Annotated in this window: 12 protein-coding genes and 1 riboswitch; of the genes, 5 read left to right on the top strand and 7 right to left on the bottom strand. The window is 58.2% G+C overall.

The annotated features are described in order from the left end of the window. Nucleotides 1-14: 14 nt before the first annotated feature. Nucleotides 15-1,367: an MFS transporter gene (locus AC6I77_RS18310; protein ID WP_003852047.1), complete on the bottom strand. Its 1,353-nt coding sequence runs from the start codon at nt 1,365-1,367 to the stop codon at nt 15-17. A 170-nt stretch (nt 1,368-1,537) separates the two neighbouring features. Beyond that, nucleotides 1,538-2,440, bottom strand: a complete 903-nt coding sequence (locus AC6I77_RS18305) for a GntR family transcriptional regulator (protein WP_140034141.1) — start codon at nt 2,438-2,440, stop codon at nt 1,538-1,540. A 137-nt stretch (nt 2,441-2,577) separates the two neighbouring features. Between AC6I77_RS18305 and AC6I77_RS18300 the strand changes: the two genes are divergently transcribed. Then, the gene (locus AC6I77_RS18300) at nt 2,578-3,606 is read left to right on the top strand and encodes a zinc-binding alcohol dehydrogenase family protein (RefSeq protein WP_140034142.1); all 1,029 of its coding nucleotides are present in this window, start codon (nt 2,578-2,580) and stop codon (nt 3,604-3,606) included. A gap of 9 nt (nt 3,607-3,615) precedes the next feature. Here the strand turns inward: AC6I77_RS18300 and AC6I77_RS18295 are convergent, their stop codons facing one another. Further along, complete coding sequence (locus AC6I77_RS18295; protein WP_078805097.1) at nt 3,616-4,536, bottom strand: nucleoside hydrolase; 921 nt, start codon at nt 4,534-4,536, stop codon at nt 3,616-3,618. A gap of 117 nt (nt 4,537-4,653) precedes the next feature. Continuing rightward, a riboswitch (Fluoride riboswitch) is annotated at nt 4,654-4,729 on the top strand. 89 nt (nt 4,730-4,818) lie between these two features. On the opposite strand from AC6I77_RS18295, the gene crcB reads away from it, so the two are divergent. Together crcB and AC6I77_RS18285 are read left to right on the top strand one after the other, a co-directional pair. Then, complete coding sequence (gene crcB / locus AC6I77_RS18290; RefSeq protein WP_003852055.1) at nt 4,819-5,196, top strand: fluoride efflux transporter CrcB; 378 nt, start codon at nt 4,819-4,821, stop codon at nt 5,194-5,196. A gap of 127 nt (nt 5,197-5,323) precedes the next feature. Next, a complete protein-coding gene (locus AC6I77_RS18285; protein WP_039661130.1) occupies nt 5,324-6,139 on the top strand; it encodes a sugar phosphate isomerase/epimerase family protein in 816 nt (271 codons plus the stop codon). Here AC6I77_RS18285 and AC6I77_RS18280 read toward each other — a convergent pair. From AC6I77_RS18280 to AC6I77_RS18270, 3 genes are all read right to left on the bottom strand, one after another. After that, nucleotides 6,136-6,741 carry an alpha/beta hydrolase gene (locus tag AC6I77_RS18280; RefSeq protein WP_078805098.1) on the bottom strand — a complete coding sequence of 202 codons (606 nt, stop codon included), beginning with the start codon at nt 6,739-6,741 and terminating at the stop codon, nt 6,136-6,138. The two genes, AC6I77_RS18285 and AC6I77_RS18280, sit on opposite strands and share 4 nt — an antisense overlap. 23 nt (nt 6,742-6,764) lie before the next feature. Continuing rightward, the gene (locus AC6I77_RS18275) at nt 6,765-7,706 is read right to left on the bottom strand and encodes a glutathione S-transferase family protein (protein WP_008926338.1); all 942 of its coding nucleotides are present in this window, start codon (nt 7,704-7,706) and stop codon (nt 6,765-6,767) included. 98 nt (nt 7,707-7,804) lie between these two features. Then, a complete protein-coding gene (locus AC6I77_RS18270) occupies nt 7,805-8,710 on the bottom strand; it encodes a LysR family transcriptional regulator (protein ID WP_110410929.1) in 906 nt (301 codons plus the stop codon). 141 nt (nt 8,711-8,851) lie between these two features. Here AC6I77_RS18270 and AC6I77_RS18265 point away from each other — a divergent pair, with 141 nt between their 5' ends. Then, the gene (locus AC6I77_RS18265; protein ID WP_078805100.1) at nt 8,852-9,976 is read left to right on the top strand and encodes a GNAT family N-acetyltransferase; all 1,125 of its coding nucleotides are present in this window, start codon (nt 8,852-8,854) and stop codon (nt 9,974-9,976) included. Here the strand turns inward: AC6I77_RS18265 and AC6I77_RS18260 are convergent. Next, nucleotides 9,973-11,805, bottom strand: coding sequence for an ABC transporter ATP-binding protein (locus AC6I77_RS18260; RefSeq protein ID WP_497817197.1), 1,833 nt, complete (start codon nt 11,803-11,805; stop codon nt 9,973-9,975). The two genes, AC6I77_RS18265 and AC6I77_RS18260, sit on opposite strands and share 4 nt — an antisense overlap. Before the next feature lie 72 nt (nt 11,806-11,877). On the opposite strand from AC6I77_RS18260, the gene AC6I77_RS18255 reads away from it, so the two are divergent. Then, on the top strand, nt 11,878-12,378 hold the full coding sequence (locus AC6I77_RS18255) for a GNAT family N-acetyltransferase (RefSeq protein WP_003852070.1): 501 nt from the start codon (nt 11,878-11,880) through the stop codon (nt 12,376-12,378). Nucleotides 12,379-12,392: the final 14 nt, after the last annotated feature.

Genomic DNA, 12,392 nt, shown 5'->3' with positions numbered 1-12,392 from the left:
GCGCCGTCCTGCGATTATTCGCCGTCGGTGATGGGCTGGCGCACCAGCAGCAGGTAGGCGAGTGCGCCAACCAGCGTGACGCAGGCACAGATCATCAGCGCCAGGCTGAACGATTTGGTGGTGTCGAGCACCCAGCCGGTGATCACTGGCGCGAACGAGGCGAAGATAAAGCTGGCAAAGTTCTGGATGCTGCCGACCGAAGCGGTCATGCGGGCGGTGACGTTGGCGTGGATCAATCCCCAGCATGAGGTGCCGGCGAAATGGATACAGAACAGCGCCATGCCAATCAGCGTCACGGCGCTGGTGGTATCGGTCGCGCGGGTCACCACGGCGGTGAATCCGGCTGACAGCAGCATCCCACTGACGATGCAGACTTTGCGGGTTTTTACGGCGTTAAAGCCACGACGCACCAGCGAGTCAACCACATAGCCATTCAGCAGCATGCCCGCTGCACCAAACAGGAACGGAATCGCCGCCAGCAGGCCAGTACTTTTCAGATCGAGATGATAGGTGGACTGCAGGTAGCCCGGCAGCCAGGCGATATAGAGCCACGCGGTGTAGTTGATGCCGCTGAAGCCAATCATCATGCCCCACATGGTGCGCTGCTTAAACAGGCCACGCCACTCTTTGAAGCTGATCGGCTCTTTCCGCGACGCCACGCTGCCCGCCTGCAGATAGTGGATCTCTTCGGCGCTCAGGGTGTTGTTGTCGCGGTCGCGGTAAATCATATACCAGCCGATAGCGAGGAACATGCCGAGGATACCGATGGTAACAAACATGCCACGCCAGCCCATCACCAGCATCATCGCCGCCAGAATCGGCGGGGCCACCGACAGCCCAATCATCGAGGCGGCATTGAACATCCCCATCGGCATGCCGCGATCTTTAATGTTGAACCAGTCGTTGATCACTTTCACGCCGCACGGGTTCATCGGCGCTTCGCCAATGCCCAGGCCAATGCGCACCAGGATGAACTGGGTAAAGTTATGCACCAGACCCGAGGCGGCCTGGAACAGCGACCAGATAAACATGCCGATGCCGAGCATAATGCGCGGCCCTTTACGATCCAGCAGCGCGCCACATGGCAACTGCGCCAGGCCATACGCCAGCGAAAAAGCAGAAAGCAGGAAGCCGATTTCGGTGGCGCTTAGCCCCATCTCATCGCGGATGGTCATGTTCGCGACCGACAGCGAGCTGCGATCCAGATAGTTGATGATGGCGGCGAACAGCAACAGCAGCATCGCCGTAATCTGCACTTTGCGGATACGCGGTGAACGCACCACATCGCTGCGCATTGGCACGAAATCCTGGCCTGGTGGCGTGTCGCCGGTCACGCTGTCGCGACCGGTTACTGAGGTCTTTTCCATTGCACTCTCCCGAAACTGGGTACTTATCGTTATGGTGAGAAGGGGTCTGCGCGCAGCGGCAAAAGGCCGCCGTGACGTTGCAGTCGAGACTAAGAGCAAAGGGTTAAGGATGTTGCAAAGATGTTTCTGAATCGTGCGGGAGCTAATGCTTTGTGGTTTTTAATCGGTTTTTAATTGTACTGACCGATTGAGCGCACCATTGAGGTTTTAGCGGTCGCCAGATGGTTATGTAATGCACAGAGCGCATCAATATCCTGACGGCCAATCAGCGCGGTCAGTATCGCCATATGCTCCTCCAGCGCGACAATGTTACGCTGCTTAAGATCGCTTTCATCCCACTGATAATGCGAGTGAAAGATGACTGAGATGATCTCCAGCGACTGATTAAAAAATGGATTATTGGCGGCGGATAAAATCAGCGAATGCATCTGACGGTCCAGCGCAGCAAAGTGGCGATAGTTGCTGGCGATGGTGTCGCGCATGGATCGGTGACGATCCAGCAGATCCCGCGCCTGCATCCAGCGCTCATCGCTGGCGGGCAGATTCAGGAAGCGGCTCAGGGCGTGGGTTTCCAGCATCTCGCGCAGTTCAAACAGCTTCTCGGCATAATCCTGAGTGAATTTTTTCATGCGCCACTGACCGCGTTTCACCGGCTCCAGCAGGTCATAGCGCATAAAGCGCAGCAGAAATTCGCGCACCACGACCGGACTGACTTTCACCTGCTGCGCCAGTTGCAGCTCGCTGAAGGTGTCGCCGGGCACCAGCTGCCGCTGATTGATCATATTAAAAAACATCTGCTCAAAGTGACTGGCCTGCTGCTCAATCGGCGGCGTTAAGGCGCTAAAACTGTCCTCTTCGCGGGGATCACGCACGATAACGTAGGTTTGATCCACTTTATCCAGCACGCCGCACTGATGCAGATAGTGCAGGGTATGTCGCACCGTGGTCCGGCTGATATTGAACATCTCCGCCAGCGCCGCCTGCGGTGGCAGGGGCGAACGAATATGTCGCTGAGCGATACTCTCCAGCATCTGGTTGATGACGTTCTGGCGCAAATTCTGGCTGCGGCTCATCTGACTCTCCGGTTTTTAATGCATTAAAAACCATTCAAAGCCCAAAAAAATCGCCGTGCTTCACACTTCCCGTAAACGAACGCTGCGCATCAGGCAGGATTCGCCGTAACTGCCTGCAGGACAACCGGAGAATCACCATGACAACAATGAAAGCACTGGTCATCGCTGAACCACGTAAGATGGTCTGGGCCACCCGCGACACCCCCACGCCTGCCGCTGGCGAGGCGCTGATTAAAATTCTCACCGCCGGAATCTGCGGCACGGATATCCACGCCTGGTCCGGCAATCAGCCGTTCTTCAGCTATCCACGGGTGCTGGGCCATGAAATCTGTGCGGAAGTGGTGGCGCTGGGTAGTGGCGCCGAGGGCTTTCAGCCAGGCCAGCGGGTGGCGTTAATGCCCTACATCTCCTGTCTGCGCTGCGACGCCTGCCAGAGTGGCAAGACCAACTGCTGTGAACAGATCTCGGTGATAGGCGTGCATCAGGATGGCGGTTTCTGCGACTACTTAAGCGTGCCGGTCAGCACGTTGCTGGCGGTGGATGAGGTGGCCCCGGAAGCGGCCGCGCTGATTGAGCCCTTTGCCATCAGCGCCCATGCGGTGCGTCGTGCAGGCATTGTAGCGGATGAGCAGGTTCTGGTGGTGGGTGCCGGACCGATTGGGCTGGGTGTCGCCGCCATTGCCGCCGCCAGTGGCGCGCAGGTCGTGGTGGCGGACACCAGCGAATTCCGTCGCCAGCATGTCGCTGATCAGCTGGGTCTGGCGGCACTGAATCCGGCGGATGAGGCGTTTTACAGCGCGCTACGGGATCAGTTTGGTGGTCGTCTGGCGCTGAAAGTGATCGACGCCACCGGCAGCCCGGCGGCGATGAACAATGCGGTTAACCTGATGCGACACGGCGGCACAATCGTCTATGTCGGCCTGCACAAAGGCGATCTGGTTATCCCTGACAGTGAATTCCACAAAAAAGAGACCACGCTGATGGGCAGCCGTAATGCCACCCGCGAAGATTTTGATCGGGTAAGTGCACTGATGGCCAGCGGCCAGCTGCGTGCTGAAATGATGCTGAATCATCACCTGGCTTTCTCCACGCTGGATGAAACCTTTGAGTCGCAAGTCATCAATAATCGCGAACTGATCAAAGGCGTGATTCACTTCGACCGCTAACGCGGCGTTTCAGGGCGCGGTGAGGGTTTCAAAGAAGTGCGCCCGCACCGCGTCGGCATCCACGCCGAGCGCGATACGCTGGGCGGGCAGACCGGCAAAGGGATCATCGCGCGACGCCAGTGCGCCGAGCTTACGCACAGTCTGACCGCAGGCGATGCCCTCGGTGATGACCCGCAGCGGACTTTCAGTGAGGGTAAAGGCCTGCGGCAGCGTCAGCCACGCCACTGCCAGGGTATCGTGCAGCGCCATACCGGCAAAACCCTCCTTTGCCAGGCTGTAAGCCAGATAAGGACGACAGATAGCGCTCAGCACCGGCTGGTTCAGACGCTGAACCTCATCACTGCTGATTAACACCTTGTGCGTGACATCCAGCGGGATGACCACCACGTTCAGCGCCGAGGCGAGCACCTGATCGGCGGCATGCGGATCTTTCCAGATATTAAATTCGCTGAAGGGCGTCACGTTGCCGCTGTGGCCATCGGTGCCAAACGCGCCGCCCATGATCACCAGCTCTTTCACCAGCGGAATAATATCCGGCGCCTGATTAATGGCCGTGGCGATGTTGGTCAGCGGACCAATCGCCACCAGGGTGATCTGATGCGGCTGCGCCCGCACGCTGTCGATAATAAACTGCACCGCGCCTGGCGCCTCATCGCTGCAGGCATTATCAAACGCATCGCCCAGCCCATCTTCTCCGTGCAGCCGGGCGGGCGCAGAGGGCGCCAGCGCCAGCGGCCGTGAACAGCCGCGATAGACCTCCGCGTTAATCGCCATTTTGTCGCAGAACAGCCGGGCATTTTTCACCGCCTGACCCACCGCTACGTTGCCATACACGGTGGTAATTCCCAGCAGATGCTGCGTCCGCGCCGCATAAGCCAGCGCAAAGGCATCATCCACGCCGATATCAGTATCAAAAATCAGGGTACGCATAGGCTCTCCGCAACAGGCTGTAAACTCTCAGCATTACCCCGCCAGCGGGCAGGGCGTCAAGCGATTCATCCGCTATGCGCACAGGCTTGCCAGCCTGAAACGGGCGTCGTATTATCACCGGCTCAAGGTGATGGCGTGCCACCTTTCCCAACCGCCGGTGGGCTTTACACCGGCTGATGACGCCTGACACTCAATCCTTTCGCGGGAGCTGAGGTGTCAGGCGCAGTTTATCTCTGCCTTTCTCCCCTCAGCCCGGCATTACTCTGTTATCAGGAGCAACACATGTTTAAACCGTTACTGGCTGTGATGATCGGCGGCTCTGCCGGCTGTGTACTGCGCTGGCTGTTCTCTATGCGTTTTAATGCGCTCTTTCCTAATCTGCCGCCCGGCACGCTGCTGGTGAATCTGATCGGCGGGCTGGTGATCGGCGGCGCAATGGCCTGGTTTGTGCGCCATCCCGACGTGGACCCGATCTGGAAACTGCTGATCGTCACCGGACTCTGTGGCGGCCTGACAACATTCTCCTCGTTTACTGCGGAATTAATGGGTCTGCTTCAGACCGGAAAATATATGTGGGCGATGGCCAGCGCGCTGGTGCATGTGATTGGCTCACTGCTGATGGCGTTTGCGGGTTTTGCGCTGGTCACGCTGCTGGGCTGATCTGGCTAATCGGCGCTTGTCTTAACGCTTAAGAGGTAGATACTGTTTCAGGTTTTACGCCCGCATGGCTATTGCGGGCGTAACGCTGAACGTCACCGATTATTCCGGACGATTAAGGAGCCGAGCCATGCGAACCAATCCTACCTTCCTTAACCTGGTGTTGTTAAACGGTGAACCCGACCAGAAACTGCAGGCGGCGCGCGACGCCGGTTTTGATCAGGTCGAGATCTGGCGCGAGGATGTTGACGCATACGAGGGCGGTGCGGCAGCACTGGCTGAGATCAGCGCACTGAAGGGACCTGGCTTTACTAATCTGCAGGTGCTGCGCGATTTTACCGGCGCACCGGGTGCGCTACGGTGCCAGAAGCGCGAAGAGCTTCGCCAGTTTATACAGATTGCCCGGACGCTGGGCTGCGACACGATTCAGGCACCGGCCAGCACCCGTGAAGATTGCTGCGCCGACCAGATTGATGATGACCTGCGCTGGATGGCCTCTGAAGCTGCACGCTACAACATGCGCATTATGTATGAGCCGATGGCCTGGTGCAGCGTGGACAATACGCTGCCGCTGGCGTGGCAGCGATTGCAGCGGCTCGATCAGCCCAATATCGGGCTGGTGGTGGATCTTTTCCATATCTGCGCACTGGGCGGTGACGCCTCGCAGCTGGACGGCATTCCTGCCGACCGTATTTATGAAGTGCAGCTGTGTGATATGGCCGCGGTTCCCGCGCAGGATAAGCAGAGCCTGATGGCGATGGCAAAACACCATCGTCAGTTGCCCGGCGATGGCATTATTGATGTTGAACGCTTCGTCGATAAGCTGAAAAGTGCGGGCTATCAGGGGCCGGTGGGCATCGAAGTCTTTAATGATACGCTGAAACGCCTGCCGCCCGACGTCGCAGCACGTCATGCCTGGCAGGCGTTAAACCGCTACTGGGGTTAATCCTGTAAACACTGGCCGATAAATCCGGCGGCGTGCATAGCACCCTGAGCGGAAATAGTGTGGCCGGTGGCGGGTTCAAAGCGCGCGTCGACCGGCACCAGTGCTGCCCGGAGTCGTGCTGCTGCAGATTCGCTCTCCTGCCACGGGATCACCTCATCGGCCTGACCGTGAATCAGCAGCGCGGGCACATGAGCCTGCGGGGTTAATTCACCGTCAACCGCCAGACGCCCGGAAAAGGCGACCACGCCTGCCAGCGGATAACGGCCTGACGCCAGGGCATCCAGTGCCATGATCGATCCCTGCGAGAAGCCGACCAGCACCACATCCTGCCAGCGTTCCGCGAAGCCGTGCTGCGCAATAATCTCGCTAAGGGTTGCATCAAATGCCGCCCGCGCTGCCCGAACACGGGCAGGCCTGTTCTCAGGTGTAATGTCCGCCAGGCTGAACCACTGCCAGCCAAAACCACCGGGAAAACGTTCAGGCGCATTGGGAGAGGCAAAAATCACATCCGGCAACAGCGTCGCCCAGTGACGGCCAATTGGTGCCAGATCGTCGCCGTTACTGCCCACGCCATGCAGAAAAATTACCAGTGCTTTTGCCATCATTGCTCCTTTAGCTTATGCCCTTACAAATTGTATTCACTCATATCCGGGCCAGCCGGAACAATCCCGTTCGGATTCAGCGCCTTGATCGAGTAATAACCCTGTTTGATGTGATCGATACTGACCGTCTCACGTACGCCGGAGACCGATAACATGCTCTTAAGATAGCGATTCAGCAGCGTATAGTCGCGTATCCGGCGCAGGTTGCATTTGAACAGGCCATGGTAGGCGGCGTCAAAGCGAATCAGCGTCACGAACAGGCGAATATCGGATTCAGTCAGCCGTTCTCCCAGCAGGAAGGTGCGACCATCGCTGAGCAGGGCTTCCAGTTCATCGAGCTGGCTAAAGACGTCATTAAATGCCTGCTGATAGCTGAGGGCGGTAGTGGCGAAGCCAGCACGATAAACACCGTTATTCAGACGCTGATAGAGACTCTCATTCAGCGCGTCAATCTCCTGGCGCAGCGCTGCAGGATAGAGATCGATGCGGTTATCGGCCAGATCGCCAAAGCCGCTGTTAAACATGCGCACAATGTCAGCGGACTCATTATTGACGATGGTGCCGGTCTTCTTGTCCCACAGCACCGGCACGGTGGCGCGGCCGGTGTAATCGGGCGCGACACGGGTATAGATTTCATGCAGATATTGCGCGTTATTCAGCGGGTCCTGCTGTGCGCCGGGAAACGTGCCGAAGCGCCAGCCCTGAGCCCCGAGCTGCGGCTCAACCACCGTGACACTAATCATTGACTCCAGCCCTTTGAGTTTGCGGGCCATCAGCGCACGTGACGCCCACGGGCAGATCAGCGCCACATAGAGGTGGTAACGATCCGGTTCGGCGGCGAATTCAGTCGAGCCATCGCTACTGATAAAGTGCCGGAAACCGGATGTCTGGCGAACAAATCCGCCCTGTTTATCGGTAGCCTGCACCGGATGCCAGTCACTACTCCATTTGCCTTCTACTAACATCGCGCAACTCCTCTGTGGTGAGAGAAGTAGCTTAACTGATGACTAAACGACTGATAATCGGGTCTGTAAGACAATGATTTCTTCCAGTATGGAAGAAATCACGCCGGTGGAGCGTGCGTGAAGTGCGTCACCAGGAAGTCGATGAGCAGGCGTGCCCGATGTGGCAGATGACGGGCCGGCGGATAAACCGCAAACAAGCCTAGCGGTGGCGTCTCAAAATTTTCCAGCAGCCGGACAATCTCCCCACGTTGCAGCGCCGGGGCCGCAATAAAACCGGGCAAACGCGCAATGCCCAGACCGGCGATGGCGGCCTGCAGAGAGGCTTCAGTATTGGCGAAGCGCAAACGTCCACGCACCGGCACGGTCACAATTTCACTGCTGCCGTCCCCGCTGGTAAACGGCCAGTGCCAGGGATCGCGAAAATTGGTGTCGATAATGCACTGATGCTGTGCCATGTCACGCCAGTGCTGCGGCGTGCCGAACTGCTCCAGATAGACCGGTGATGCGGCGATACGCACATGTACTTCGCTCAGCTTGCGCGCCACCAGGCTGCTGTCGCTGAGCGTGCCGATGCGGATCGCCATATCAAAACCTTCATCGACGATGTTCACGGCCCGGTCTGAAAAGCTGACATCCAGCTCAATCAACGGATAGCGGCGGGCAAACGCCACCAGCACCTGAGACAATACCGCCGTGCCAAAGGAGCCGGGTGCGCTGATTTTCAGCCTGCCGGTGGGCGTCGTCGCACTTTCACGCACGCTGGCATCCAGCGCCTCAAAGGCATCGAGCAGATTCTTCACCCGCTCATAATAGCTGCGTCCGACATCGGTGGGCGACAGCGCGCGCGTGCTGCGCTTAAACAGCTGCACGCCGAGCTGCTGCTCCAGCTTTGAAACCAGTTTTGATGCCTGACTGCTGCTGGTGCCGAGACGCAACGCCGCGGCAGAAAAGCTGCCGGTTTCCAGCACCGTGACAAACATCCGGTCACAATCGAGTCGATCCATGGCGAAGTCCTGAGGAGGTAAAGTCGCAGTATAGGGGCTGTGGCCAGGCGATGCAGCCTTCACTTTGCGTGCCTTAACCCTTTCGCTGGCGCGGAAAACCTGCTTGACTGATTCTCTGCCCGACGTTCACTGGAGTATTTCATGTCGCTGATTCACCTGACGTCACTGGCGGAGATTCCGGCCGCCGAGTGGGATGCGCTGTTGCCTGATGACCAGCCATTTTTGCGCCACGCCTTTCTGCTGACGCTGGAAGAGAGTGGCAGCGTACGGTTTGAGGCGGGCTGGCAGCCTGACCATCTGCTGTGGCGGGAAGAGGGCGTGACCCGCGCCGCGCTGCCGGGCTACCGTAAACGACATTCACAGGGCGAATATGTCTTTGATCATGCCTGGGCGGATGCCAGCCAGCGCGCCGGCATCCGCTACTACCCGAAATGGCTGGGCGCGATACCCTTCAGCCCGGTCACCGGTGCACGCCTGCTGGGAGAAGCCTCGGCCGCGTCTCAGCTGGTTTCAGCCCTGCCGGAAAGCCTGTTGCAGCAGGGCTTAAGCGGTGCGCACATCAATTTTACCGATGCGCAGGCTAACGCGCTGCTGGCCGATCAGCCCGACTGGCTCTTACGGCTCGGTTGTCAGTATCACTGGCATAATCGCGGCTACCGCGATTTTCAGGATTTCCTGGACACGCTGATGTCGCGCAAGCGCAAACAGCTGCGTAAAGAGCGTGAACAGGTGGCGCAGAGCGGTTTTGTGTTTGACCGCTATCGCGGTGATGAGCTGCGCGAAGATCAGTGGGATTTTGTCTATACCTGTTATGCCAACACTTATGCGGTGCGCGGTCAGCGGCCCTATCTGACGCGCGACTTCTTCAGTCTGCTGGCGGAACGAATGCCGCAGAATATTGTGGTGGTGATCGCCCGCTTACAGCAGCAACCGGCGGCAATGGCTTTTTATCTGCGGGACAGCCACTCGCTCTATGGCCGCTACTGGGGCTGCCTGGCGGAGTTTGATCGGCTGCACTTCGAAACCTGTTTCTATCAGGGAATGGATTTAGCCCTGGATGAAGGGCTGACGCGCTTTGATGCGGGTGCGCAGGGCGAGCACAAGCTGGTGCGCGGCTTTGAGCCGCAGATTACCCACTCCTGGCACTATCTGCTGCATCCCGGCCTGCGCGATGCCGTGGCCGATTTTCTGGTGCAGGAGCGGGAAGGCGTGCGCGGCTGGGCGGAAGAAGCACGCGACGCCTTACCCTATCGACGCGGCGATTAATCGATGCCGACAAAGCCACCGGTCTGATGCTGCCACAGACGGGCATACAGACCGTTCTGCGCCAGCAGCTCGTGATGGCTGCCCATCTCAGCAATACCGCCTTTATCCAGCACCACCAGTCGATCCATCTTCGCGATGGTCGACAGGCGGTGTGCAATCGCAATAACGGTTTTGCCCTGCATCAGTGACTCCAGGCTCTCCTGAATCGCCGCTTCCACTTCGGAGTCCAGCGCCGAGGTGGCCTCATCCATGATCAGCACCGGCGCATCTTTCAGTAGCACGCGGGCAATCGCCACACGCTGACGCTGACCCCCCGACAGTTTCACGCCGCGCTCCCCCACGTGTGCATCCAGCCCGGTGCGGCCCAGTGAATCGGAGAGCAGCGGAATAAACTCATCGGCGCGGGCGCGGTGAATCGCAAGCTGTAATTCCTCTTCGCTGGCGTCAGGACGGCCATAGAGCAGGTTTTCCCGAATCGAACGGTGCAGCAGCGAGGTATCCTGCGTAATCATGCCAATCTGGCTACGGAGGCTCTCCTGCGTCACTGCGGCGATATCCTGATCGTCGATCACAATCCGCCCACCGTTAAGGTCATAAAGACGCAGCAGCAGGTTCACTAACGTCGATTTACCGGCCCCCGAAGGACCAATCAGACCAATCTTCTCGCCCGGTTTAATGTCGAGATTAAAGCCGTTAATCACCTGACGGCCACCGCCATAGTCAAAGCGCACATCCTCGAATCGGATGTTGCCGCGCGTCACCTTAAGCTGTTTAGCCTGCGGCGCATCCTGCACGCTCAGCGGCTGCGCAATGGTTTTCAGGCCATCCTGAACCGTACCGATATTTTCGAAGATGCCATTGACGACCCACATGATCCAGCCAGACATATTGACCAGGCGGATGACCAGACCGGTCGACAGCGCATTGGCGCCTACGCTGATCAGCGACTGGCTCCACAACCACAGCGCCAGCGCGGATGTAGAGACAATCAGCAGGCCGTTCAGTGCTGACAGCGTCAGATCCATGCTGGTGACCATGCGACCAGCGTGCTGAGTTTTTTCCGTCTGCTCCTGCATCGCCTCACGCGCATACTTACGCTCCAGATCGCTGTGGGCGAACAGCTTGATGGTGGCAATATTGGTATAGCCATCAACAATGGTGCCCATCAGCTTCGAACGCGATTCTGAAGAGACCACCGAACGGGCTTTGACGCGGGGCACAAAGAAACGCAGCGAGGCGCTGTAAGCGACCATCCATATAATCAGTGGGATCATCAGTCGCCAGTCGGCATCCGCAAACAACACCAGCGACGTCACGGCGTAGATCAGCACGTGCCAGATAGCGTCCACCAGCTGCACCGCGGAATCACGCAGTGAACTGCCGGTCAGCATGATGCGCTGGGCGATACGACCTGCAAAATCGTTCTGGAAGAAGTTAAGGCTCTGGCGCAGCACATAGTTGTGATTCTGCCAGCGGATCAGGTTGGTCATGCCCGGGCTGATGCTCTGGTGAACCAGCATGTCGTGCAGGGCGATAAAAATCGGCCGCAGAATCAGCGCCACTGCTCCCATCCACAGGAGTATCGGCCAGTTATCCTGAAACAGGCTGGCGGGTGTGGAGTGGTTCACCATATCGATAATGCGGCTCAGATAGCTGAACAGCGACACTTCGATCAGCGCTGACGCCAGCCCTACCACCAGCAGTGCTGCGAAACTGGGCCAGACCTGGCGCAGGTAGTAGAGGTAAAACGACCAGACCGTTGAGGGCGGTGAATCGGTGGGTGCATCATGAAATATATTGATAAAACGCTCAAAACGACGATACAACATAGCGATACTCTTTCCGTCCGGTAAAGAGCTACAGCTTAGTGCATGAACCCCGTTCGGCTAAAAGGAGAAAATATGGAAATCATTATTCGGGCACGGGAACCGCAGGATGCCGCCGCCTATCAGCGCCTCTACAGTCATCCCGATGTCTATCCCTGGACACTGCAACTGCCGTTTCCCAGCGTTGCGACCTGGGAGAAAAAAATTGCCCGAATGGACGCCGAGGGGTTTATCGCCTTTGTGGCAGAAATTGATGACGAGCTGGTCGGTGAGCTGACGCTGTTTGTCGATAACAAGCCGCGCACCCGCCACTGCATCAGTTTTGGACTGGGCGTGCATCCCGATTTCGGCGGTCGCGGGGTCGGTGAGCGGCTGATTCGCACCGCAATGGACTACTCCCGCAACTGGCTGGGCATTACCCGTATGGAGCTGGAGGTGTTTCACGACAACGAACGGGCGCTGCGGCTCTATGAGCGGCTGGGCTTTGAGCGGGAAGGGGTGATGCGGCAGGCGGCACTCCGCGACGGTCAGCTGCGCGACGTGGTGATGATGGCGAAGCTGCTGCACGAGAAGTGATAACCGGAGCGGCA

It is taken from the genome of Pantoea sp. X-Soil-ISGK-259 (assembly GCF_059730705.1).
Note: the sequence above shows the minus strand (reverse complement) of the source record. Positions and strands in the feature narration are given on the sequence as shown.

Bases quoted from the DNA above. Each gene is read 5' to 3' on its own strand.
- AC6I77_RS18275 (WP_008926338.1), bottom strand. From the start codon at position 7,706: ATGTTAGTAGAAGGCAAATGGAGTAGTGACTGGCATCCGGTGCAGGCT.
- AC6I77_RS18255 (WP_003852070.1), top strand. From the start codon at position 11,878: ATGGAAATCATTATTCGGGCACGGGAACCGCAGGATGCCGCCGCCTAT.
- AC6I77_RS18305 (WP_140034141.1), bottom strand. From the start codon at position 2,440: ATGAGCCGCAGCCAGAATTTGCGCCAGAACGTCATCAACCAGATGCTG.
- AC6I77_RS18300 (WP_140034142.1), top strand. From the start codon at position 2,578: ATGACAACAATGAAAGCACTGGTCATCGCTGAACCACGTAAGATGGTC.
- AC6I77_RS18285 (WP_039661130.1), top strand. From the start codon at position 5,324: ATGCGAACCAATCCTACCTTCCTTAACCTGGTGTTGTTAAACGGTGAA.
- AC6I77_RS18310 (WP_003852047.1), bottom strand. From the start codon at position 1,367: ATGGAAAAGACCTCAGTAACCGGTCGCGACAGCGTGACCGGCGACACG.
- crcB (WP_003852055.1), top strand. From the start codon at position 4,819: ATGTTTAAACCGTTACTGGCTGTGATGATCGGCGGCTCTGCCGGCTGT.
- AC6I77_RS18270 (WP_110410929.1), bottom strand. From the start codon at position 8,710: ATGGATCGACTCGATTGTGACCGGATGTTTGTCACGGTGCTGGAAACC.
- AC6I77_RS18265 (WP_078805100.1), top strand. From the start codon at position 8,852: ATGTCGCTGATTCACCTGACGTCACTGGCGGAGATTCCGGCCGCCGAG.
- AC6I77_RS18295 (WP_078805097.1), bottom strand. From the start codon at position 4,536: ATGCGTACCCTGATTTTTGATACTGATATCGGCGTGGATGATGCCTTT.
- AC6I77_RS18280 (WP_078805098.1), bottom strand. From the start codon at position 6,741: ATGGCAAAAGCACTGGTAATTTTTCTGCATGGCGTGGGCAGTAACGGC.
- AC6I77_RS18260 (WP_497817197.1), bottom strand. From the start codon at position 11,805: ATGTTGTATCGTCGTTTTGAGCGTTTTATCAATATATTTCATGATGCA.